This window comes from Pseudomonas trivialis (genome assembly GCF_001439805.1).
Taxonomy (GTDB): domain Bacteria; phylum Pseudomonadota; class Gammaproteobacteria; order Pseudomonadales; family Pseudomonadaceae; genus Aquipseudomonas; species Aquipseudomonas trivialis.
In genome coordinates this window covers 228,704-252,164 of the sequence record NZ_JYLK01000004.1, presented here as the reverse complement: position 1 = coordinate 252,164, position 23,461 = coordinate 228,704, and the positions used below count along the sequence as shown (strand labels likewise).

General features: G+C 62.0%; 18 protein-coding genes. 7 read left to right on the top strand and 11 right to left on the bottom strand.

Going from position 1 to position 23,461, the window contains the following annotated elements:
* Positions 1–10: 10 nt before the first annotated feature.
* Positions 11–1,405 (top strand): FAD/NAD(P)-binding protein, encoded by a 1,395-nt coding sequence (locus TU79_RS08320; protein ID WP_057007538.1) that lies wholly within the window; start codon positions 11–13, stop codon positions 1,403–1,405.
* A gap of 263 nt (positions 1,406–1,668) precedes the next feature.
* Here the strand turns inward: TU79_RS08320 and TU79_RS08315 are convergent, their stop codons facing one another.
* Genes TU79_RS08315 through TU79_RS08300 form a run of 4 tightly spaced genes read right to left on the bottom strand, consistent with a single transcriptional unit; the run spans position 1,669 to position 6,277 of the window.
* On the bottom strand, positions 1,669–2,916 hold the full coding sequence (locus tag TU79_RS08315; RefSeq protein WP_057007537.1) for an efflux RND transporter periplasmic adaptor subunit: 1,248 nt from the start codon (positions 2,914–2,916) through the stop codon (positions 1,669–1,671).
* Positions 2,906–4,384, bottom strand: coding sequence for a TolC family protein (locus tag TU79_RS08310; protein ID WP_057007536.1), 1,479 nt, complete (start codon positions 4,382–4,384; stop codon positions 2,906–2,908). Before TU79_RS08310 ends, TU79_RS08315 begins: the two co-directional genes overlap by 11 nt.
* Positions 4,377–5,576: an ABC transporter permease gene (locus tag TU79_RS08305; protein WP_057007535.1), complete on the bottom strand. Its 1,200-nt coding sequence runs from the start codon at positions 5,574–5,576 to the stop codon at positions 4,377–4,379. The genes TU79_RS08310 and TU79_RS08305 overlap by 8 nt, the downstream gene beginning before the upstream one ends.
* Positions 5,573–6,277: an ABC transporter ATP-binding protein gene (locus tag TU79_RS08300; RefSeq protein ID WP_057007534.1), complete on the bottom strand. Its 705-nt coding sequence runs from the start codon at positions 6,275–6,277 to the stop codon at positions 5,573–5,575. The genes TU79_RS08305 and TU79_RS08300 overlap by 4 nt, the downstream gene beginning before the upstream one ends.
* A gap of 360 nt (positions 6,278–6,637) precedes the next feature.
* On the opposite strand from TU79_RS08300, the gene TU79_RS08295 reads away from it, so the two are divergent.
* Together TU79_RS08295 and TU79_RS08290 are read left to right on the top strand one after the other, a co-directional pair.
* On the top strand, positions 6,638–7,390 hold the full coding sequence (locus tag TU79_RS08295; protein ID WP_057007533.1) for a TetR/AcrR family transcriptional regulator: 753 nt from the start codon (positions 6,638–6,640) through the stop codon (positions 7,388–7,390).
* A 293-nt stretch (positions 7,391–7,683) separates the two neighbouring features.
* Positions 7,684–11,466: an Ig-like domain-containing protein gene (locus TU79_RS08290; RefSeq protein ID WP_057007532.1), complete on the top strand. Its 3,783-nt coding sequence runs from the start codon at positions 7,684–7,686 to the stop codon at positions 11,464–11,466.
* A 76-nt stretch (positions 11,467–11,542) separates the two neighbouring features.
* On the opposite strand, the gene TU79_RS08285 is transcribed toward TU79_RS08290, so the two are convergent.
* Both TU79_RS08285 and TU79_RS08280 read right to left on the bottom strand, forming a co-directional pair.
* Positions 11,543–12,604 carry an FUSC family protein gene (locus TU79_RS08285; RefSeq protein ID WP_057007531.1) on the bottom strand — a complete coding sequence of 354 codons (1,062 nt, stop codon included), beginning with the start codon at positions 12,602–12,604 and terminating at the stop codon, positions 11,543–11,545.
* A 117-nt stretch (positions 12,605–12,721) separates the two neighbouring features.
* Positions 12,722–14,338: an NADP-dependent glyceraldehyde-3-phosphate dehydrogenase gene (locus TU79_RS08280; RefSeq protein WP_057007645.1), complete on the bottom strand. Its 1,617-nt coding sequence runs from the start codon at positions 14,336–14,338 to the stop codon at positions 12,722–12,724.
* Positions 14,339–14,636: 298 nt separating this feature from the next.
* Between TU79_RS08280 and TU79_RS08275 the strand changes: the two genes are divergently transcribed.
* The 4 genes from TU79_RS08275 to TU79_RS08265 all read left to right on the top strand — a co-directional run bounded on the left by TU79_RS08275 (position 14,637) and on the right by TU79_RS08265 (position 17,830).
* On the top strand, positions 14,637–16,001 hold the full coding sequence (locus TU79_RS08275) for an MFS transporter (RefSeq protein ID WP_057007530.1): 1,365 nt from the start codon (positions 14,637–14,639) through the stop codon (positions 15,999–16,001).
* Between the two features lie 247 nt (positions 16,002–16,248).
* Entirely contained in the window at positions 16,249–17,388 is a 1,140-nt protein-coding gene (locus TU79_RS08270) for an MFS transporter (RefSeq protein ID WP_057007529.1), read from the top strand.
* Between the two features lie 56 nt (positions 17,389–17,444).
* On the top strand, positions 17,445–17,621 hold the full coding sequence (locus TU79_RS26270) for a hypothetical protein (RefSeq protein ID WP_169793787.1): 177 nt from the start codon (positions 17,445–17,447) through the stop codon (positions 17,619–17,621).
* A gap of 14 nt (positions 17,622–17,635) precedes the next feature.
* Positions 17,636–17,830 carry a DUF6021 family protein gene (locus tag TU79_RS08265; protein ID WP_057007528.1) on the top strand — a complete coding sequence of 65 codons (195 nt, stop codon included), beginning with the start codon at positions 17,636–17,638 and terminating at the stop codon, positions 17,828–17,830.
* Between the two features lie 30 nt (positions 17,831–17,860).
* Here TU79_RS08265 and TU79_RS08260 read toward each other — a convergent pair whose 3' ends face one another.
* The 5 genes from TU79_RS08260 to nuoK all read right to left on the bottom strand — a co-directional run bounded on the left by TU79_RS08260 (position 17,861) and on the right by nuoK (position 23,460).
* Positions 17,861–18,097 carry a DUF6555 family protein gene (locus tag TU79_RS08260; protein WP_057007527.1) on the bottom strand — a complete coding sequence of 79 codons (237 nt, stop codon included), beginning with the start codon at positions 18,095–18,097 and terminating at the stop codon, positions 17,861–17,863.
* A gap of 152 nt (positions 18,098–18,249) precedes the next feature.
* Positions 18,250–19,713 carry an NADH-quinone oxidoreductase subunit NuoN gene (gene nuoN / locus TU79_RS08255; RefSeq protein WP_057007526.1) on the bottom strand — a complete coding sequence of 488 codons (1,464 nt, stop codon included), beginning with the start codon at positions 19,711–19,713 and terminating at the stop codon, positions 18,250–18,252.
* A gap of 7 nt (positions 19,714–19,720) precedes the next feature.
* Entirely contained in the window at positions 19,721–21,253 is a 1,533-nt protein-coding gene (gene nuoM, locus TU79_RS08250) for an NADH-quinone oxidoreductase subunit M (protein WP_003232072.1), read from the bottom strand.
* Between the two features lie 48 nt (positions 21,254–21,301).
* The gene (gene nuoL / locus TU79_RS08245; RefSeq protein WP_057007525.1) at positions 21,302–23,155 is read right to left on the bottom strand and encodes an NADH-quinone oxidoreductase subunit L; all 1,854 of its coding nucleotides are present in this window, start codon (positions 23,153–23,155) and stop codon (positions 21,302–21,304) included.
* Complete coding sequence (gene nuoK, locus TU79_RS08240; RefSeq protein ID WP_003174727.1) at positions 23,152–23,460, bottom strand: NADH-quinone oxidoreductase subunit NuoK; 309 nt, start codon at positions 23,458–23,460, stop codon at positions 23,152–23,154. The genes nuoL and nuoK overlap by 4 nt, the downstream gene beginning before the upstream one ends.
* Position 23,461: the final 1 nt, after the last annotated feature.

Below are 23,461 nucleotides of genomic sequence, written 5' to 3'. Positions count from 1 at the left end.
GCGAACCCGCATGACTGAATCCACCCGCAACGCTGATGTACTGATCATCGGCGGCGGCCTGAGCGGCACGATGCTGGCCGTGCAACTGTTGCGCCTGCCCGGCACACGCCGGATTCTGGTGATCGAGCCGCGCGTCGAGCTGGGACGCGGCGAGGCCTACAGCGCGGTCGAGCTGGGCCATACGCTGAACGGCAACGCGGCGCGCATGAGCGTCGACCCGGACAATGCCGATGACCTGACCCAGTGGCTTACCGACCATATCGCCGCCGGTGGCTGGCCGGAGTCCGATCAGCAGCAGGTGCCGGTCAGTGAATTGTTCCCGCCACGCGGGCTGTTCGGCCTGTACGTGCAGCAGCGCCTGGCCGAAGCCAGGGCGCAGTCCACCTCCACCGTCGAGCATGTCCGCGCCGAAGCGGTCGACCTGCAGATCGAGGCGGGCGCTGCGCTGTTGACCCTGGACAACGGCGAGCAATTGCGCGGTGCCCATGCCGTACTGGCCACTGGCATGTTCCCGGCGGCGCGCACGCCACAGACCGACTCCAGCGGCGTCAACGCAGCGGCGGTGGACCCTTGGGACGTGCAGGCGATGACGCGGATCGATCCGCAGGGACGTGTGCTGATCATCGGTTCCGGGCTGACCATGGTCGACGCCGTGGTGTCTCTCGAGCAGGCCGGGCATCGTGGGCCGATCGAGGTGTTTTCACGCCACGGCCTGCTGCCCCATGTGCGTCGGCAGCCGCCTGCCTGGGAGGACTTTCTCGGCGCCGACCCTGCACTGCGCAGCCCCCGGCAATTACTGCGCGCGCTGCGCCGCCAGTGCCGCATCGCGCTGGCGCAGGGCATCGATTGGCAGGCGCCGCTGGACACCGTGCGTGCGCATATCGGCCGGCTGTGGAGCCAGGCCGGCGAGGGCGAGAAGCGTCAGTTCGTGCGGCATGTGCGGCCATGGTGGGAAAGCCATCACCACCGTGCACCGCCGTTGAGTGCTGAGTTGGTGGCGCGCTTGCAGGCGCAGGGGCGATTGCGCATCCGGGCGGCATCGTTCAAGGGCCTGGCGCCTGCGGACAGCGGCGTGAGTATTCGCCTGCGTTTTCGCGGCGAGCAAGGCATTACCCAGGTCAGCGGCACCGCGCTGATCAACTCCAGCGGCATCGAATACGACTGGCGCCGCGTGGCCCGGCCGCTGCCGCAACAGTTGCTCAAGCGCGGGCTGATCCAGCCCGGGCCGCTGGCATTGGGAATCGCGGCGGATGCGACCGGTGCGGTGCTGGATGCCCAGGGCCGGATCAGCACGCAACTGTTCGCCATGGGCCCGCCATTGCGCGGGATGTGGTGGGAAAGCACAGCGGTGACCGACGTGGCGCTCCAGGCCAAGGCCTTGGCCGTGGAATTGACGACGATCTAAGGGGCGCGAGCGGGCCTACTGTGACAAGCGGGCTTACTCTGGCGAGCGGGCTGTTGTGGCGAGCGGGCTTGCCCCGCGTTGGGGTGCGAAGCGCCCCCAATCAAGGAAAACGCGGTCTACCTGACCCCGCGCGGAGCCTGGTTTTAGGGCTGCTTCGCACCCCAACGCGGGGCAAGCCCGCTCGCCACAACAAGCCCGCTCGCCACAACAAGCCCGTTCACCACAGGGGTAGGGGCTGAAATGGCTCGTGTGCAGTCAGTACTTCAAGGTCTCGGGATTTTCACGAAACCGGGCTTGAGGCCGAACACTTCCACGCCCTGCGGCGTCGATTGTCCGGTGGTCACGTTCACCCGCTCCGCCGGCTGATCCATCGCCGCACGATATTCCACTGTGCTGTCCGCGCCAATCGCCTGGCCTGGCACCACCATGGCCTGCGCATTGTTATAGGTCACGATGGTCAGGCGCGCACTCATGCCCAGGCGCACCCGTTGCAATTGCTGCGGGGTCAGTGTGGGGATCGCCAGGGTCACCGGAAATTGCGCGCTGCCCTGGCCATCACTGGCAATCGCCAGGCCGCTGACCACGCTCACCGTCCCGCTCAGCCGCTCGCCATCGAAGCCATCGCCCAGCACCTCCACCGCCTGGCCCTGGTGCAACTGGTTGATGTCCAGCTCGGAGACCTTGGCGACGATTTTCAGCCGCTCGATATTGGCCAGCCCGAACAGCACCTGGCCCTGGCTGACCTTGCTGCCGGACTGCACCGGCGCATTGGTATTGCCGCCCGCTTGCGCCGAATTGTTGCCGGGCGCGGGCACCACAATGCCGGAGAACGGCGCCTTGACCTCCTTGCCGGCAAGTAGCTGCTGCAGCGCTTCGTACTTCACCGTGGCGTTGGTCAGCTCCATATCGGCGATCTGCCGGTATTCGCCACGGCCCTGGTCCTGGGCCTGTTGCAGTTCGGCGCGTGCGGCCGCCAGGTCCAGTTGTTGCTGGCGGGCCTGCTGCTTGAGGTCGTCCAGTTCGTTGCGCGGGATGATGCCGCGCTTGAACAGGTCTTCGCTCTCGTTGAGCCTGCGCCGGGTCGTATCGGCGGTCATTTCGGCGGTGCGCAGGCTGCGGCGGGCGCGACTCACCGTGGCGCTGCTGTCCCAGTCCTGCATCTCCTGCACGCTGCGCCGCGCCTTGAGCTGGGCGGAGAGGGCGTCGCGCAGTTGCACTTCCAGCGTCGCCGGGTCCATACGCAACAGCACCTGGCCGGCTTCGACGCGCTGGCCTTGCTCCACCAGATTGGCCTGCACATTGCCGTCGAACGGCGCCGTGAGGGTGACGGTGGTGTCGGGCTCGATCTTGCCCACCAGGCCGATCTGGTGCACCAACTGATCAGGTTTCACCGCCAGCCATTGCTCGCCGGCGCTGCCCGGCGTTTGCGCCGGGCTGCGCAGGGCCAGGCCGGCAGCACCCGCCAGCACGATCAACACGGCAAACAGCAGGCGTTTTTGATTAGTCGTCATTGAGGGCCACTTCCCAGCTTTCCAGGGTCATGCCCAGCGTCAGGTCGAGCTGGGTCTGGGCGTTCAGGTAAGCGATCAGCGCATTGAGCTGCGCGTTCTCGGCATTGCGCAGGTCGGTCTCGAAGCTCAGCACCTGAAAGTTGGTGGAGCGCCCGGCGCTGAGTTTGTCACGCTCGATCTCGATCTTGCGCCGCGACAGCTCTACCGCGCGCCGCGAGATTTCGTACTGGCGCCAGCGGGTGCCCAGGTCGCGCACCACATCGTTGACCGAGCGTTCCAGCTCCTGGCGGGCGTCGGTGATACGGATCGACTGGTCTTCCACATTCACCCGCGCACGCACCTCGGCCTGACGCGTGCTGATGTCGCCGATGGGGATCTGCACCTGCACGCCGGCGTAGCTGTCCCAGTTGCGATTGTTGCTGCGACCGTTGTCATTGTCATAGGCGTCGCGCACCTGGTTCGCGCCGGCCACCAGGTCCACTTGCCAGCGCCCGGAGTCCTTGGCGATGACCAGGTTGAGGTCGGCCTGCTGACTGCCGAGCAGGGCGGCAAGGTATTCCGGTTGCTGGGTTTGCGCGAGGTTGAAGGCCTGGCGCTTGTCGATCTCCATGGGCCTGGCCTCCAGGGCTTCGCTGGCGCGAATGGGCGTGGACAGGTCCAGCGCGAGCAGGCGCAGCAACGCCAGGCGGCTGCTGTCGAGCTGGTTCTGCGCTTCTTCGACGCCCAGTTGCTGGGTGGCGATATCGGCTTCGGTCTGCACGATTTCAAATTCGGCCATGCGTCCGGCGCTGATCAGCGCTTTGTTTACCTCCAGCAACGTGTTGGAGCGCTTGAGGGCTTCCTGCACGATCAGCAGTTGCTCCTGGGCACGCAGCAATTCGCGGTAGGTGGCGATGATCTGGCTGATGGTGCCTGCCACGGTGGCCTTGAGGTTCAGGCGGTTGGCCTGTTCGGACAGGCGCGACAGACGCAGCGGCGCGGTGGTGGCGTCCCAGCCGGCGCCGCGTGCCAGCGGCTGGATGACGGCCAGGTCCAGACCGTCGCTGCGGTAACGGCCGGCGCGGTCGGCGCTGTTCAGTTGCTGGGTCCAGGCCATGCTCAGGCGCGTGCCGTATTCGCCGAGCAGGCTGGTGGACGGTGCGAGGTTGGCGTTGCGCGCGCTGTCCTGGGAGCCACGGGTGCCACGGTAGTAGCTGTTGAGAGTGAGCTTGGGCTTGAACACGTCTTCGGCCACCCGCAGGTCGAACTTCTGCGCGACCCGCTGCAGGTACGCGCTGCGAATCGCCGGGTTGTTGCGCAGGCCCAGGTACACGGCGTCGCCCAGGGTCAGGCGGGTGGCCTGGGCATTCAGCGACACGCCTCGGTCGTAGCCGCTGCGGGTGGTGCTCGGTGCCGACGGCTTGATTACCTCCTCGGCGGCCATGCCGGGCAGGCTGAGCAGGGCCAGCAGCCACAGCCATTTACTCATCGCGCAAGGCCTCCACCGGCTGCAACCGGGAGGCCGAGACCGCCGGGTAAATGCCAAAGAACAAGCCCACCAGCAGCGTGCTGCCCACCCCCAGGGGCAGGGCCGCCACCGCCAATGAAAACACCCAGCCCGACAGCCACGCATACAGCCACGCCGCCGTCATGCCGAGCACGGCGCCGCAGACCGCGCCGACGGCGGTGAGGGTGACGGCTTCGAGCAGGAACAGGTTGCGAATATCCCGCTGGCGCGCGCCCAGCGCCATGCGAATGCCGATTTCGCGGCGCCGTTGCGAAACGTTCATCAACATCACGTTCATCACCCCGACACCGCCGCCCACCAGCGAAATCGCGCCCAGGGCCAGCAGCAGATAGGCGAAGGTGCGGCTCTGGCGGGTCATGCCGTCGATCATCTGCTGGGGCACGGTCATGTCGACGCTATGGTCGGTCAGTTGACGTTGCAGTGCAGCGGCGGCTTCGCGCGCGATGCGTTCCATGTCCTGCCCGGGCGCTGCGCGGATGATCACATTGCCGATCTGTGGGTTGGCGTAGATGCGGCGCATGCCCTCGGCGGGGATGAACAGCGACTCGTTGGCCTGCACCGGCATCAGCATCGCCCGGGGCTGGTTGTGCAGGATGCCCACGATCAGAAACAGATAATCGTGGATGCGCACACGGTCGCCCAGCCTGAGCGGATCACCCGGTGCGCCGAGCGCCTGGGCCACCTGGTCGCCGATCACCGCGTAGGTTTCATTGGCATCGAAGGGCGACAGGAAGCGTCCTTCGCGCAGCACCAGGCGCATGGCCTCGTGGATACCCGGTGTGGTGCCGACCAGGTTGGCATTCGCCGTGCGGCCGTTGAACACGACGGGGCCGCTGAACAGGCTGAGCGCGCCGATGTGCGCGATGCCAGGGACGGCACTGCGCACGGCGTCCAGGTCGAGATGGGCGCGCATGCTCAGGTTACCGCTGCGTTTGGTCGGGAATTGCGCGATCAGGGTGTCGGTGCCCATGTCCTTGAAAATCATCGCGGCATCCACTGCCGCGTTGTGGCCGATATTGATCAGCGCCACCACCGACGAACTGCCGATCACAATGCCCAGCAACGCGAGGACCGAGCGTTTGCCCAGGGTGCGCAGGCTGACGAAGGCTTCATGCAGCAGCTGGCTCAGGCTCTGTTCAACGCGCGGGCTCATGGGCCACCGGCCTCGTTCACCACGCCGTTGCGCACCAGGATCCTGCGCTGCAGGCGCTCGGCGATCTGCGCATCGTGGGTGACGATGATCAGGGTCACCTGTTGCTCGCGGTTGAGCGTCAGCAGCAGGTCCATGATGTCCTGGGCGGTGCTGCTGTCGAGGTTGCCGGTGGGTTCGTCGGCGAGAATCACCGAGGGGGTGCCCACCAGCGCCCGCGCAATGGCAACCCGCTGGCGCTGGCCGCCGGAGAGGTCGGCAGGGTGATGGTGCGCGCGCTCGGCCAGGCCCACCTGGTCGAGCATGCGCAGCGCCTGTATCACCGATTCATGGCGCGACACGCCGCGATAACTCAGGGGCAGCGCGACGTTGTCCAGCGCGCTGAGGCGTGGCAGCAGGTTGAAACTCTGGAACACGAAGCCGATCTGCTGGTTGCGGATCGCCGCCAGTTCATCCGGCGTGGCGCTGAAGATATCGTGCCCGGCAAAGCGATACTGGCCGCAGTTGGGTAAATCCAGCAGGCCGAGGATATTGAGCAGGGTGCTTTTGCCGGAGCCGGAGGCGCCCAGGATGCCGCAGCTGTCGCCGCGCGTGATGGACAGGCACACGTCATCGAGAATCGACAGGTCTTGCCCGGCCAGTTGATAGCGCTTGCCGATGCCTTGCAGGGAGATCAATGGGGGTTGCGCGAAGTGCTCTGTCATCGTCGCCTACGCCTGCAGTCTGGATGCCGTCGTCACCTCTCGGAAAAACTTTGAAATAACTTCGAGGGCTGCGTGAGGCGTGTCGCGGACTGATTTGTTTCTTGTTTTTAAAATATTGTTTGAATAGTAACCGCGTTCCGGCCGGTTCGCCAGCCATTGGGGTAGAGCGGTTTTACCCTTGGCAACGATTTATCCGACAATTGGGCGGTCCCGCCGAACACGCGCTCAACTAGTGTTTCGAGGCTGGTATAGCGAGGCTTTCGGTCATGTGGCGGCCTGTCAGTACTTGCTTTCAAAGGACAGCCCCGGTATAAAAAATCAAATTATTTTTTAAAACAATATTTCCGCCGTGGAACCTTTATGGTCGCTAAGAAAGTCAGCACGCCAAACATTACCAAGACTCGATTGCTGGATGCGACAGAGGCGCTCTTCATCAAGTACGGATATGACGCGGTTTTGTTACGGCAGATAACCGAGCGGGCCCAGGTGAACCTGGCCGCCGTGAACTATCACTTCGGGGACAAGGATTCCCTGATGAAGACCTTGCTGATGCAGCGCCTGGAGCCGCTCAACGAGCAGCGCCTGGAATTGCTCGCGCGCTGCGAGGCCGAATCCGACGGGCCGCTCGACTGCGATACCTTGCTCGGCGTGCTGTTCGCCCCGGCCATGGGCCTGGAGCGCAGCGACCCGGCCAGCGGGGAAGGGCGCTCGTTCATCCGCTTCCTCGGTCGGGTGTACAGCGACACGTCGCCGTTTATCCAGGAATACCTCAAGGTGCATTACCAGCCGGTGTTCCAGCGTTTCTTCGAAGCCTTCGCCCTGGCGCTGCCGGACCTGCCGCGTAATGAACTGGGCGTGCGCCTGCAATTTGCGCTCAAGGCGATTTCCGGCGTGATGGCCGGGACCGAACTGCGCCTGCTGATGAACTCCATGAGTCTCGGTCGCCCGGCCACTGACGCCGAGGTGATGGCCAAGCTGATTACCCTGGTGTCGGCCGCGATTCGCGTGCCGCAGCAAAGCCCCGAGGCGCAAACTGCGTTGGCCAGGGTGCTGGACACCCAGCGCGCCATTCGGGAAGAAGCGGCGGCGCCGGTAACCAGGGCGGCGCGCTGAGCTCAAATTGCAGGCAAAAAAAACCCGCTGGGGCGGCGGGTTCTTAATGTGCAGCATTTGTAACGGATGAGGCTTCACAGTACGGCGCCGGGTGTGAATAAATCGTGAAAAATATGTAAGAAAAAAAGTTTTACAGATTATTCCACGATTAGTCTTCGATTCTGGTTGAGTCGAGTTCTGCCACTCGTCGTCACTGTCAATTCTGACAGTAGATTCGCTTAACCTTGCAAGCGCTTCATTCACCTTGCCCGTCGCGCCTTCGTTGCGTGGCTCAACCCAGCAAGGTGATGGTTATGTCCACTATTCCCGTTCCGTATGACACCCTCCAGAGTGACCCTTATCCGGACTACCCCACAGTCGATCTGACGACGGCCAAGTATCCCGAAAAAGCTGTTTGGGGGGCAGGTAACAGTGCCATGAACTTCGGCAAACTCAGCATGGTGGTTGAGGCCTGGCCTGATCTCTCGCTTGGCGATTACTTCGACGTTCACCTCAATGACCCAAATACTCCCGCAGCCTCGGCTACCGTGGCCGGTATGAGTAATCGTTATTTCCTGATGGTCGATAAAGCCCAGGTACCAGAGGGGGAAGTCGAGGTTTTTTCCCGGGTGGTTCGTGTCGGCAGTCAGCAGGAAAGCCGCTCCTCTACCCAATTGGCACTGTTCAAACAGAGCCTGCCAGGCGGCTATGACCTTAAAGTCTGGGAACCCTGGCACAGCGAGTTGAAACTGTCGCTGGAAGGCTTGCCCGAAGGCTCGTCTATCAATGCGGGTATGGTCACCAAAGGGGTGTGGTGCCTGATTGGAAAGTACGCAAACATCCGCCAAAACGACAAAATCACCATCGTATGGGCCGGAATTTACTTCGATTATATTGTCAGCCCTGCCGATGTTTCCGCAGCGGGCCCGCTTCGTATTCAGGTGCCTGACGACGTTATCAATAAAGGTAACCAGTACGGGACCGTGTATGTGGTGTTCAAGGTTATGGATGTGGTGGGAAATCCGTCCGGGGGTATGCACCCCTATTCCAAACCTTATGCAGTACGTGCGGAACTGGACAAAGACCAGTATGAGCCGCCGATCTTTTGTGTGAATGGCAAAGAAGCCCTTGAAGTCGATTTGAATACCCAAAGCCTCTCCACCTTCACTCTCGATCCTGTCCTGCCGCGGTATACCCCGAAGCCTGACCCCCTCCATATGGTCACGGTCTGTATGAGGCTTTCCCTGCCTGGCCAGCCGGACGAAATCCTGCGCTTGCCAGCGGTTCCCGACATGAACAAGCGGGGTGAGCCGATCAATATTCCCGTTTCTTTTATCGCGCAAGCGGCGGGCGGGCAATTTGGGGCATGGGTTGAGGTGCACGACGCCAACGGTACGCAGTTGGGCAAGTCAAGCTCCGTCGATGTCCGTGTCAGGGGCGTGCCGACCAGGATGCCGGCGCCGCAGGTCACACCGATAGAAGGCACGCTGCTGCCGTTTGAGGCTGATATCACAGTTACTATTCCAGATTATCAGCCCCACAATGCCGATTGGATCGAATCCCTTGTGCTCATGCAGGGATCGGTTGGAGGCGGCGGTTTGCAGCATATCGAGACGCGACAGGCGGGATCACAGGGTAGTGTGTTTGACCTGAGCAAGACAGATCTCAAGCAATTTGAATACAAAGGCCCGTTTTCAATTTTTTACCGCACCAATGATGGACTTGGGCTTGCATCGTCAATACGTGAGTCGGATCGTGTGACTGCCGAGATTGGCTTTCGCATGGCAGATCTGCCGGAGCCAATTGTTAAATTCGCCCAGGATGGCAACATCGACCCTAAAGAGATAGCAAGCTCCATTCTGTTCATATCGTTTCCCTACGTAGGTGCATCCCCTGGCAGTACGGTTCACTGGAGTGCGGTCGGGGCGAACGCTGCCAGTTCGGACAGCGGCAGTTTCGTCATTAACACGGCTAACGAAGGCCCCCTTTTGCCGTCCCTCTGGATCGCTATCAAGAAGCAGGTACTGCTCGGGAATGTCGGTGGCTCGATCCGATTCAGCTATAGCGTGCAAAAGGACGCTACCCCGACTACGCCGGGCAAGTTCCTGCGCTCCGAGGTGCTCAAGCTCACTGTGGGGCCAAAGTTGGTGCTGGCGCGGCCGACAATTCTTGAGGCGGATAAGCTCCTGCCGGGCCAGTTGTACGCCGATCAGGTGGTCAACGGTGCTACCGTGCGGGTCAGTTATAAGTCGATGGTTGTCGACGATGACATCATTGTCAGTTGGAAGGGGGAGTTTGGAATCAGTTTCGTTGAAATTCACACTGCGGCCGACCCGAAGACAAATTCCGTGGATGTTCGTATCCCGCCAGAGATTATCGCGTTGGCAATGCGTCAAGGCGGCAATTCGATCACCGTGCAATACCGTTTTCTCCGTGGGCAGAAGGTCCGTGAGTCCGACCCGCTGGTCGTCCGGCTATCGCCTGTCAGGTCACTGCCTTCGCCGATGCTTAACAGTATCGACGATAAGATCTTTCCATTGTTGGCGCTGGATCATGAAGCGAAGATCACCGTCGACATGTGGCCTTTCATGCGCAAGGATCAGCGGAAATTTTTGACCGTCACGGGCACGTTGACCGATGGCAGCAAGCTTCAAGAGACCCTCTATACCGCCGATAAGGTCACCGAGGATGAAGTGGCCGAAGGTGTCAGCGTATTCGCACCCGTGAAACGGCTGCGCGACCTCAAGGAGGGCACTGTGCTCACTATTGATTTCAAAGTGAGTTTTGCCGAACTGGATGATCCGAATACAGGGGTGTCTTTCGGCAGTCGTGATTACCGCGTTCAGGCTGTTTCGCCAACGCTTCCGGCACCCGAGTTCGAAAACAAGCCAGGGCCTGTGCTGTCCGTAGACCCGCTCAGTTATATGCAAGGTGCCGTGGTGGCTGTGGCGTATGCCGGTATGACACCTACGCAGCAAATCGACCTGGAGTGGATTGCGCCGAATGCGACCATCGCCACCATTGCCTCGCAGCACGGTGATAGCAGTGGACGTATCGAGTTTGCAATCAGCCCGCAGATTATCCTCCAGAGCACGGGCAGAACTATTTCGCTGCGCTACAAGGTGACGACCAGTATCGATACCATCTGGTCGGATCCGCAGGTGCTGACGGTGGGCACGATCCTTGCGGATAACTTTCCACAGGCGCTGATCAATAAGCTGGCCGATAAAGGTACGCTGAACCAGGCAAGCTACGCGGGACATGCCTATTTGGCATTGCCGCAATGGCTGGGGATAGCGCCTGGACAAAACGTCTGGATAACCTTGCACAGTCTGGGCGTTGCCCAGTTGGACGTATTGAAGGGTTACGTGGTGAAGGCCGCTGATGTAACAAACGGCCTGGCCAACATTCTGGTGTCCAGAGCATGGCTGGAAAAGCTGGCCAACAGCAGTGTCATCACGGTGGAAGTGCTCGTGACGCTCGATGGCAGTGCCAAACGAGAGAACGCAGTGGCATTCAAACCGACGACCTATAAAGTTGTAGGGCAGTTGAGGATTGATCAGAACGCAATGATCCTGTCCGGGGTGTCCATCAAGAACGCCAACTGGCCAAGGACCGGCTTGTCTTCAATCGGCAATTCCGCGTCGCGGGTGCCAAGTGGCGGTGCGGGTCCTTATCACTACAGCTCCAACAATCCCCGGGTGGCATCGGTGGACGTAAGCGGTTATGTGATAGGCCATGTGAACGGGTCGGCAACCGTCACCGTCAGCGATAAAAATGGGTCAAGCACCTCTTACGCCGTGTATGTCAGCAATGTCTACACGATTGTACTGAACGATAGCCTGATGAGCTGGGCAACAGCCAAGGGCTGGGCCGCATCCATAGGAGGGTTCAGCATAATGGACGCTGCCATCTATGATGTGTTGCGTGTTAACGGTGCGGGTGCGCCGATTTTTTCCCGGCAATTCTGGACAGCGTCAGATCCATATGGCAATGGTTTGGCACCCTTTATAAATAACTCTCCCAATGTGGGGGCCGTTGCGTTGAGGAACATTAATGCTCCGCTTCCCGCCGCATGCCTGGTACCGCTTTATTGATGACACGCCTCGTGTTTAGCGGGAGCTAGTAAAAAGGACAGATCTACTTAACGGTAGGCTGTCCTTTTTTTATCCCTCAAATTCTCCAGTGACGCGACGTGCTCGCCAGCCGCTGGCGCATCCCATCCACATTCACCGCCAATTGCAGCGTTAGTAACCGATAGCCATCCAGCGCACTGTGTACCGGCGCTTGCAGCCCGTTTTCCGCGACTGCGTGGGCAGCAGGCCGGTCCAGCCGTTCGCTGAACCCGGACTTCAATGCCCGCGCCATCCCGACCAATTGCACCCGAATCTGTCGGTGCTCGGACTTCAACATCATCTGCATGCGCGCCATCGCCTGCTCATCACGCGGGTCTGGCCGGGTATTGCCAAGAATCTCCAGGGTGCTGATGCACAGGCGCAGATGCCGCTGGATGGCGTCCAGTTCGGTCAGGGAAATGCGCACCTCCTTGGACACCGACGGCATCAGCGAGCGCAGTTGCACCATTGCTGCGTTCAGGCGGTTGAGCAGCTTGAGGTGTTCATCGTCGGTCACCGACTGGCCGCCAATTATCCGGCTGTAGATTGCCGCGCAGTCGCGCAGCGCACTGGCCAGGTTATAGCGCCAGGAGTACACCGCGTACAACGGCAGGGCGAAGGAAAACGCCAGCGCCAGCACGATGCCGATGAGGATATCCACGGTGCGCCACAAGCCATCCGAGATCGGATTGTCGCCGTGACCGGCGACGATGAACACGGTGATTGCCGACAACAGCGCGATGTAACCGCCCTTGCCGATAGCGTGATAGGAAAAGAACCCGCACACCACCGACATCAGCAGGTAGGTCAACAGCGGCAGGCCGAAGTAGGCCTGTTGCACCACCAGCAGCAAGCCGACGCTGGCACCGATCAAGGTGCCGTAGGCGCGTTCCACCGCCTTTTTGCCGATATTGCCGTGGTGCTGCAAGCCGCCGATCACAATCAGCATGGTCACCGACGCCCATTCGCCGTGGGGCAGGTTGAGCCCGGTAGTGAGCAGGATCGTCGCCAGCAAGCCGATGGACACGCGCACGGCGTGGATCAGCTTGGCATGGCGATAGCGGCGGTAGGGGTCCAGCAACGGGCGCAAAAGGCGCCGGGCAAACAGGGGCAAATTCATCGGTAGTAAAGTGACCTCAATAATCAGGGCAAAATGCGATCCACTGTGGGAGCGGGCTTGCCTGCTATAGCTTCGTTGCTGCGTGACAGACGGACCAAGGGGCCTGCGCCACATTCGTCAGAAGATGTAATCGGTGGTCAGAAAGCTCGAATCCCGGTTACGCAGAATATCGCTGACCAACGCCTTGTTGCTTTCCTGGAACCTGGTTGCCACCAGGGTGCGGATCGAGAACACGCGCAAGGCGTCATGCACAGACAACGTGCCCTCGGCCGAGTTCTTGCGCCCGTTGAACGGGAAGGTGTCCGGCCCGCGCTGGCACTGGGCATTGATGTTGATACGGCCCACCTGGTTGGCGAAAACGTCCACCAGTCGCCCGATTTCCACGGCGTTGGTGCCGAACAGGCTCAACTGCTGGCCGAAGTCGGAATCGAGCACGTAGTCGATTACCTTGTCCAGGTCGCGGTAGGGCACGATCGGCACCACCGGGCCGAACTGCTCCTCGTGGTACACACGCATCTGCGGGTTTACCGGGTACAAAACGGCCGGGTAGAAGAACGCGCCGCGACTTTCGCTGCCGTTGGGGTTCACCACCTTGGCGCCGTGCAGCGCTGCATCGGCTACCAGCGCGTTGAGATAGTCGACCTTGCCCACCTCCGGCAGCGGCGTCAGCGACACGCCGTCTTCCCAGGGCATGCCGGGCTTGAGCGTCGCCAGTCGGGTGTTGAATTTTTCGATGAAGCTGTCGACCACCGCTTCATGCACAAACAGGATTTTCAACGCCGTGCAGCGCTGGCCGTTGAACGAGAGGGCGCCGGTAAGGGCTTCGCTGACGGCATTGTCCAGGTCGACCTCTGGCAGCACGATGCCAGGGTTCTTCGCGTCCAGGCCCAGGGCGGCGCGCAGGCGGTGCGGCTTGGGGTGCAGTTTTTTCAAATCGCTGGCGGCCTTGTTGGTACCGATAAACGCAAAGATATCGATCTTGCCGCTGGCCATCAGCGCGCTCACGGTTTCGCGGCCGCTGCCATAGATCACGTTGATCACCCCGGCCGGGAAGCTGTCGCGAAACGCCTCCAGCAACGGACGAATCAGCAGCACGCCGAGCTTGGCCGGCTTGAACACCACGGTATTGCCCATGATCAGCGCCGGGATCAGCGTGGTGAAGGTCTCGTTCAGCGGATAGTTGTAAGGGCCCATGCACAACGCCACGCCCAGCGGCACGCGGCGGATCTGGCCGAGGGTGTCCTGTTCCAGCTCGAAGCGGCTGGAACGCCGGTCGAGTTCCTTGAGGGCATTGATGGTGTCGGTGATGTAGTCGCAGGTGCGGTCGAACTCTTTCTGCGAGTCCTTGAGGTTCTTGCCGATCTCCCACATCAGCAGCTTGACCACCGCGTCGCGCTGTTCGCGCATACGCCGCAGGAACGCTTCGACATGCTGGATACGCTCGGCCACGCGCATCGTCGGCCACTCGCCCTGGCCACGGTCGTAGGCGCGCACGGCGGCGTTGAGGGCGGTAAGCGCGGTGTCGGCATCCAGCAATGGCGTGCTGCCGATATGCACGCGTTCATCACCCAATTGCACCGGGCTTTGCACGCGGGCCAGCGGGCCGTTCCATACCTGCAAGCGGCCATCGACCAGGTAATCACGCTGTTCAATCGGCGCGGCCAGGCGAAAGTGTTCGGGAATATCGGTGGAGGCGGTGGGAAACAGCTGGGCGAGCAGGTTGCTGGTGGTCATGTCGCTACCCCGGGAATAGTGGCCAAACATGACGAGAGAGTCACCTATCCAGCGGCTCGATGGCAAGGGCTGCGCTGCTTTGCCGAACGCTGTACAAATGTGGGAGAGGGCTTGCTCCCGATGGCGGTGCGTCAGTAAACATCAATGCTTGCTGACCCACCGCTCCCACAGGGCGTCTGCGTTTAACTGAACCTTGCTCGCCCCAGGATGAATATTTTGACAGCCAGCCGATTGTTGCCTGAAAAAAATCCGCGCTGCCCGTAATCTACAGGCCCCTTGTCACCCGCGCGGAGCGTCCATGTCTTCAGTTGCCGATGGGCTTGCCCTCAATAAACGCCTGCCGGCCGTTATCGCGCTGTCCCTGGGCATCGGCATGGCGACGCTGGACACGGCCATCGTCAACACGGCGTTGCCGACCCTGGCCGAAGGCATCGGCACCGATTCGGCTTCGGTGATCTGGGTGGTCAACGCTTACCAGTTGGCGATCATCGCAACGGTGCTGCCGTTTGCGTCGTTGAGCGATGTGCTGGGGCATCGCCGCGTGTACCTGGGCGGGTTGCTGCTGTTTATCGTCTCGTCGCTGTTGTGCGGGCTGGCCGGTTCGCTGTTGACCCTCACCGCCGCGCGTGTGGCCCAGGGGCTGGGTGCGGCGGCGTTGATGAGCGTCAATACCGCGTTGCTGCGGCATATCTATCCCTCGAAGATGCTCGGGCGTGGCCTGGGCTATAACTCGCTGGTGGTGGGGCTGGCGTTTACGCTGGGGCCGACGGCGGCGTCGGCGATTCTCTCGGTGGCCAGTTGGCACTGGCTGTACCTGATCAACGTGCCGTTGGGGCTGTTGGCCCTGGGCCTGGGGTTGCGCTCGCTGCCCAGGTTGCCGATCAGCGGGCACGCCTTTGATCGCCTGGCAGCGTTGCTGTGTGCCGGTTTGTTCGCGTTGCTGGTGCTGGGGCTGGGCGCCGCCGTGCACGGAGCGCAGGGCGCATTGACCCTGGGGCTGGTGGCGCTCGCGGCGGTATGCGGTGCGCTGCTGCTGCGCCGCGAGGCCGGCCACCCGGCGCCGATGCTGGCGGTGGACCTGTTCAAGCGCCCGGTGTTTGCCTTGTCTTCCCTCACCGCGATTTGCGCGTTCAGCGCCCAGGGCCTGGCGTTCGTGTCACTGCCGTTTCTGTTGCAGGCGGCGTTGGGCCATAGTCAGGTGGAGACCGGATTTCTGATGACGCCATGGCCAGCGGTGGTGGCGGTGATGGCGCTGGTGGCCGGGCGTCTGGCGGATCGGGTGTCACTGGGCCTGTTGTGCGGCATCGGCCTGCTGATGCTCAGCCTCGGCATGGGCGCCCTGGCGACCCTGGGCAATGAGGCTTCGGCGTTTGATATCGGCTGGCGCATGGCGTTGTGCGGCGCTGGTTTCGGGTTTTTCCAGTCGCCCAATCTCAAGGCCCTGATGACCAGCGCACCCCTGGCCCGCAGTGGCGGGGCCAGCGGCATCGTGGCGATTTCGCGGTTGCTGGGGCAGACACTGGGCGCCTCGTTGGTGGCCCTGTGTTTTCACTTGTCCGTGAGCCGTGGCCCGCACTACGCGCTATGGCTGGGCTGTGCGTTCGCGCTGGTGGGCAGTGTGGCCAGCGGGCTGCGTTTGCTGCCGTATCAACAGCGGGTCTGACTCTAAATGCCATTCCCTGTGGCGAGCAGGCTTGTCCTGCGTTGGGCTGCGCAGCAGCCCCAAAACCAGGCGCTCAGCCGTATCAGGTACACCGCGTTTTGCTGGATTGTGGGCGCTTCGCCCCCCAACGCCGGGCAAGCCCGCTCGCCACAGGGCGCAAACTCACTGACTGGCACTGGGTCTGGCCCTTGTAAAACAGCATCGGTGAGGGCTAGTGTGACGACCTGATTCTGAATGTTTCAGCTTTATGACCAGCCAAGCCCACCGTATCGCCGATGCCACCTCTCGCCGCGCCGCGCTGACCCTCGGGTTCTGCCTGCCCAGTGATGTGTTGCTTTACCTGCTGCTGCCGATGGAGTCCGAAGCCTTCGGCATCACGTTGGCCCAGGCCGGCGTGCTGCTGGCGGCCAACCGGCTGGTGCGGATCTTCGGCTATCGGCACGTGCTGAACTTCTATGCGCGCAATGGCGATCGTCTCACCTGCATGCTTGCCGCCGGCGCTGCTGCGCTGTGTGCCTTGGGCAACTCGGTGCTGTCCGGCTTTGCTGCCTTGCTCGGCCTGCGGCTGGTGTGGGGCCTGTGTTATGCCGCGCTGAATCTGTCGACCCAGGTATTGGCCACTTCCGAACTGGAAGGGGCCGCGCGCCGTGCCGGGCGTTCGCGGGCCTTGATCGCGCTGGGGCCGATGCTGGCGTTGCCGCTGGGCGGATTGCTGACTTTGTGGGCCGGGCCGCGCCCGATTTTCCTGATCCTTACCGCGTGTTGCCTCATGGGGCTGTGGTTGGCGCGCGGGTTGCCCAATACCGGGCACGATCTGCACAGCACGCCGCGGCGACGCTTCAACTGGCCCGACAGTGTGGCGCTGTGGTCATTTATCGAGGGCGTGGCGCTGGACGGCCTGTTTATCTTTGGCCTGTCGATCCAGGCGCAGAAGATCGTGGGCGGTGACGCGGTGCTGATCGCCGGTGGTCTGATGGGCCTGCGGTATCTGTCGGAGTTGCTGCTGAGCCCGTTGGGTGGTCACGTGGCGCAGCGGTTCGGGGCCACCTCGATGCTGCTGCTGTTTTCATTCATGAGCGCCCTGGCGCTGGGAGCGTTCGGCAGTGAGTGGGTGATCGCCGGCGCGGCGGCTGTGCTGGTGCTGCGTGCTTTGCAATTGCCGCTGGTGACCACCCTGGTGACCGAACGCAACCCGGGTTCGATGCGGGTGTCGGCGCTGGCGTCCAACGCAGTGTGGCGCGATATCGGCGCGGGGCTCGGGCCGTTGCTGGCGGGGCTGGTATTGCCGGTGGCCTCGGCGTCGCTGGTGTTTGGTCTGGCGGGCGCGGCGATTGCGATCAGTGCGCTGTGCTGCTGGCGTACCCAGGCACGCGGGCAAACAAGTTGAACGATGGCCGAAGACGGTTTCTCTAACCCTGTGAAGCCCTTCACAGGTACGCCACCATGCCCGAATACAAGCAGCCACCGCCGGGTACGCCCGATACCCATCGCACCCCCGGCGAAGAGGAGCGCGACAATGATGCGTTGCGCCCCAACGACCCACAGGACCGGCCGGACGATGAGGTGAAGCAGGTCGAGGAAAACCTCGACACTCTCCACGATAAAGCCCGCCCGTTGTAAGAGAGGAGGTCACCATGAGCAATCCCCCTAAAGGCCCGCGTTCAAGCGAGCATTCGAGCGGCAAGGATGAGCTGGGTTTCGACCCGGACTCTCCCGATGTGTCGGACCCGCAGGTCGATCCCATCGGCCCGGCCATCGCCCCGCTGGACGAGAAAAAGCAGTCGGAAAAAAAGCCGCCCTACGATCCGTTGGGCGACTTGAAAAAGTAAAAAGAGCCCCGCCATTGTGCGGGGCTTTGTTTATTTGGGTGGGTTCCAGCTGACTTCGGTAATGCCGTATTTCTCCGCCCACGGGCGTGTGGTTTTCTTGACCTGCTCATGGCCTACGCGGCCGATACGACTAACGTGTGCAATGTCGGCATCAACGGCCGCCCAGTGCCAGGCTTCAGCGTTGTTCATGACGTCGGCACGTACGACAAAGGATTTCGGCGTACCGTGCAGGTGGTAGTGGATGGTGTAGATTTTTGCGGTACTCATGTTGCCTCCCTGTCTTGTTATAAATGGATAGGAAGCTGTTCTAAAAGGTTCATTCAAAATGACAACGTGCACGATGCCCAGCCGCTTCGCGACCCGGAAACGCAAAACGGCGCCCGAAGGCGCCGTTCTGTTTACCACAGGTGACTAAGCGATCAAACGCCCAGCACCGCATGCTGCACCAGGGTGAGCAACGGTTGCGGGTACACGCCCAGGAAGAAGGCGAGCAGGGCGATGGCCAGCAGCATCACGCCACCTGCCTTCTGTTCCCAGTGCAGCTCGGCGTCCACACGGCGCAGGTTCGGCTCGATCAGGTACAGGGTGACCATCACGCGCAGGTAGTAGAACACGCCGATGGCGCTGCCCAGTACCAGGGAAGCTACAAGCCACCATTGGTGCGCTTGAACGCCGGTAGCGACAATGTAGAACTTGCCGATAAAGCCCGCCGTCAGCGGGATGCCGGCCAGGGACAACATCATCACGGTGAGGACGGCGGTCAGGTACGGACGGCGCCAGAACAGGCCACGGTATTCGTACAGAGCGTCGGCATCACGGCCCTTGTACGGCGAGGACATCAGGGTGATCACACCGAATGCGCCGAGGCTGGTGATCACGTAGGTGACCAGGTACACGCCGATGGCTTCCACGGCCAGGCCGTTGCTCGCCACCAGGGCGATCAGCAGGTAGCCGAAGTGGGCGATGGACGAATAACCCAGCAGACGCTTGAGGTTGTTCTGGGTCAGCGCCAGCAGGTTACCGAACAGGATCGACGCAATGGCGATCACGGTCAGCACGTCGCTCATTACGCCGGTGTTGGCCGCAGGCGAGATCTGGAACAGCCGCACCATCACCGCAAACACCGCCACCTTCGACGCCGTCGCCAGGAACGCGGCCACCGGCGCCGGGGCGCCTTCGTACACGTCCGGGGTCCACAGGTGGAACGGCACCAGCGACAGCTTGAACGCCAGGCCGATCAGCATCATCGCCAGGCCCAGTTGGGCAATCGGCGCAGGCATGCTGGTGGCGGCCAGGGCGTGACCGATGCCGGTGAAGCTCAGGCTGCCGGCTTCGGCGTAGAGCAGGGCCATACCGAACAACAGGAACGCGGAACCGGCGGCCGACAGCACCATGTACTTGATGCCGGCTTCCAGGGAGCGCTTGTTGAAGAAGGCGTAGGCCACCAGGCCGTAAGTCGGGATCGACAGCAGTTCCAGGCCGATGAACAAACCGGCCAGGTGCTGCGCGCTGACCAGCACGATACCGCCGGCCGCTGCCAGCAGGATCAGCAGGTACAGCTCTTCCTTGTTGCCTGGGTAGCCGGAGCCGCCTTCGCCGAGGTAGGCATGGGCGAGGGTGACGCAGGCCAGGGTCGCGACCAGGATCAGCGCGATGTACAGCAGCGCGAAGTCATCGACCATCATCAATGGCGTGACCGCCAGTGGCGCGACCTTGAGCGCCGGGATGATCGACAGCAGGGCCAGGTTCAACCCGGCGCAGGACAGCAGGAACGTTTGCGAATGATTGCGGCGCCAGGCGATCGCCAGCATCACCACCACGATGGTGAGGCTGGTGATCAGCAGCGGCGCAAGCGCGATAAAGTGTTGGATCGTGAATTCCATAGCGCTCTTACCGGGCCGAAGCGAGTTGAGAGAAGGCGGTGCCGAACCACTGCTGCACGCCATGCATCGTTGCGGCAGAAGTGTCCAGGAACGGTTGCGGGTACACGCCGATGTAAATCAGCAATACCGCAAGGCCGAGCACCATGATCAGTTCGCGCGCATCCATCCCTTGCAGGACGGTGTCGGACTTGGCCGGGCCGAAGTAGGCGCGGTGGATCATGATCAGCGAGTAAACCGAACCAAACACCAGGCCGGAGGTGGCAATCGCGCTGATCCATGGCGTTTGCACGAAGGCACCCATCAGGATCAGGAACTCGCCGATAAAGTTGCCGGTGCCCGGCAAGCCCAGGGACGCGGCAGCGAAGAACAGGCTGATCGCCGGCAGGTAGGCGATGCGCGACCACACGCCACCCATTTCACGCATGTCACGGGTGTGCAGGCGCTCATACAGCTGGCCACTGAGGATAAACAGCGCGGCGGCCGATACACCGTGAGCCAGCATCTGGATCACCGCGCCCTGCAGCGCCAATTGGCTGCCGGAGTAGATGCCGATCAGTACGAAGCCCATGTGGGAAACGGACGAGAAGGCAATTAGACGCTTGATGTCGGTTTGCGCGAAGGCGAGGAACGCACCGTAGAAGATCCCGATCAGACCCAGGGTCATGGCGATCGGCGCGAACTCGGCCGAGGCATTCGGGAACAGCGGCAGGGCGAAACGCAGCAGGCCGTAGGCCGCCGTCTTCAACAGGATACCGGCGAGGTCGACGGAACCGGCGGTCGGCGCCTGGGCGTGGGCATCCGGCAGCCAGGAGTGGAACGGCACCACCGGCAGCTTCACCGCAAACGCGATGAAGAAACCGAGCATGAGGATGTACTCGGTGGTCAGGGACATCTTGGTTTTCAACAGGTCGGCGTAGTTGAACGTGATCACGCCCGTGCTGTTGAAGTTGACCAGTACCAGACCGAGGATCGCCACCAACATGATCAGGCCGGAAGCCTGGGTGAAGATGAAGAACTTGGTGGCCGCGTAGATCCGGGTTTTCTTGCCGTCCGAAGAGCTGTGACCCCAGAGCGCGATGAGGAAGTACATCGGCACCAGCATCATTTCCCAGAAGAAGAAGAACATGAACAGGTCGAGGGCGAGGAACACGCCAACCACGCCGCCCAGGATCCACATCAGGTTCAGGTGGAAGAAGCCCACGTGACGCTGGATCTCTTTCCAGGAGCAGAGTACCGAAAGGATACCCAGCAGGCCGGTCAGCAGGATCATCAGCAGCGACAGGCCGTCGAGGGCCAGGTGCACGTTGATGCCGAAGCGCTGGATCCACACGTGCTTGAATTCAAGCGCGAAAGTGGGATCGACACCCGGTGCCGGCGCGAATGAGTAGTCACCGTGGGCCCACAGCCAGAGGCCGAGCGCGAGTTCCAGGGACATGGTCAGCAACGCAATCCAGCGGGGCAGGGTGGCGCCGAAGCGTTCACCCATCCAGCAGAGCAGGCCGCCGATAAAGGGGATCAGGATTAGCCAGGGCAGAATCATGACGGGCTCGTTTCCTTTCGCAAGTTCGCAAAGTTCAAAAGGTTCATGTCAGACCGCCACTACCACGATGGCGCCGATTACCAGCACGGCACCGATGGCCATGGACGCTGCATACCAGCGCAGTTGACCGGTCTCGCTGCGGCTCAGGGCCGTGTGACCGGCCTTGGCGGCGCGCGGGATCAAACCGATGGTCTGGTCGAGCGGGTCTTTGCGCAGCACATGGCTGATCGCAAGGTAAGGTTTGACGAACAGTTTGTCGTAGATCCAGTCGAAGCCCCAGGCGGCGAACCACCAGGCTGACAGGAAGCGCCCGATGCCACTGTTGGCAACGCCTGTGACGAAGCGGCGCTTGCCGAGGAACAGCAGGGCCGCCAGCAGGATACCGGCCAGGGCGATGGCGCCCGAGGCAATTTCCAGGCTGTGCTTGTCGGCGCCGCCGGCGTGGCCGACGCTTTGCGGCAGCACACCGTGCAGCGGTGGGGTGATCATGGCGCCGATGAAGGTCGACAGGATGATCAGCACCGACAGCGGCAGCCAGTGGGAGACGCCGTGGCCCGCGTGCGCTTCGGTCTTGGCTGCACCGTGGAAGGTGATAAAGATCAGGCGGAAAGTGTACAGCGAGGTCATGAACGCACCCACCAGCCCTGCGTACAGCAGGTTCTGGTTACCGCTGGCAAAGGCTTCCCAGAGGATTTCGTCCTTGGAGTAGAAACCGGCGGTCACCAGCGGCAGGGCGGCCAGGGCGGCACCACCGACGATGAAGCTGGCGTAGGCCAACGGCAGTTTCTTCCACAGGCCGCCCATCTTGAAGATGTTCTGCTCGTGATGGCAGGCCACGATCACCGCACCGGAAGCGAGGAACAGCAGGGCCTTGAAGAAGGCGTGGGTCATCAGGTGGAAGATCGCCGCGTCCCAGGCGCCGACGCCCAGGGCCAGGAACATGTAGCCGATCTGGCTCATGGTCGAGTAGGCGAGGATGCGCTTGATGTCGGTCTGCACCAGCGCGGCGAAGCCGGCCAGTACCAGGGTCACGCCACCGACGATGCCCACAAGATGCAGGATATCCGGCGCCAGGGTGAACAGACCGTGGGTCCGCGCGATCAGGTAGACACCGGCGGTTACCATGGTTGCCGCGTGAATCAGTGCGGAAACCGGGGTAGGGCCGGCCATCGCATCCGCCAGCCAGGTTTGCAACGGCAGTTGCGCGGATTTACCCACGGCGCCGCCCAGCAGCATCAGGGTCGCCAGGGTGATCCAGAAGTCGCCGACCTGGAATTTCTGCGGTGCCAGCACCAGCAGTTCCTGGATGTTCAGCGTGCCCACCTGTTGGAACAGGATGAACAGGCCGATGGCCATGAACACGTCGCCGATACGGGTGACGATAAACGCCTTGAGGGCCGCGTTACCGTTGTTGCGGTTGCTGTAGTAGAAACCGATCAACAGGTACGAGCACAGGCCCACGCCTTCCCAGCCGAAGTACAGGAACAACAGGTTATCGCCCAATACCAGGAACAGCATGCTGGCGATAAACAGGTTGGTGTAGGCAAAGAAGCGCGAGTAGCCCGCTTCGCCGCGCATGTACCAGGATGCGAACAGGTGGATCAGAAAGCCCACACCCACCACCACGCCGAGCATGGTGATCGACAGGCCGTCGACGTAGAGAGCGAAGTTGGGCTTGAAGCCCTCCACCGACATCCACTGCCACAGCACGAGCGTGTAGTGACCGCCTTCCGGCGGCGCCACGTTGAATTGCCAGATGACATAGGCGGCCACAATGGCCGACAGACCAATGGAGCCCACGCCGATCAGGGCCGAGAGGTTTTCCGACCAGCGCCCGCGAGAGAACGACAGCAGCAGGAAACCGATCAGGGGAAATACGAAAGTCAGAAAGATCATGTTCATCCGCGCATCTCACTGGCAGCGTCGATATCAAGCGTGTGGAAGCGACGGTACAGCTGCAGCAGGATCGCCAGGCCAATACTGGCCTCGGCGGCTGCCAGGCTGATCACCAGGATGAACATGACTTGTCCATCCGGCTGGCCCCAACGTGCGCCCGCCACGATGAACGCCAGTGCCGCAGCGTTCATCATGATTTCCAGGCTCATCAACACGAACAGAATGTTACGGCGCACCATCAGGCCGACCAGGCCAAGGCAGAACAGGATGCCGGCGACCGCCAGACCATGCTCCAAAGGGATAGCAGGCATC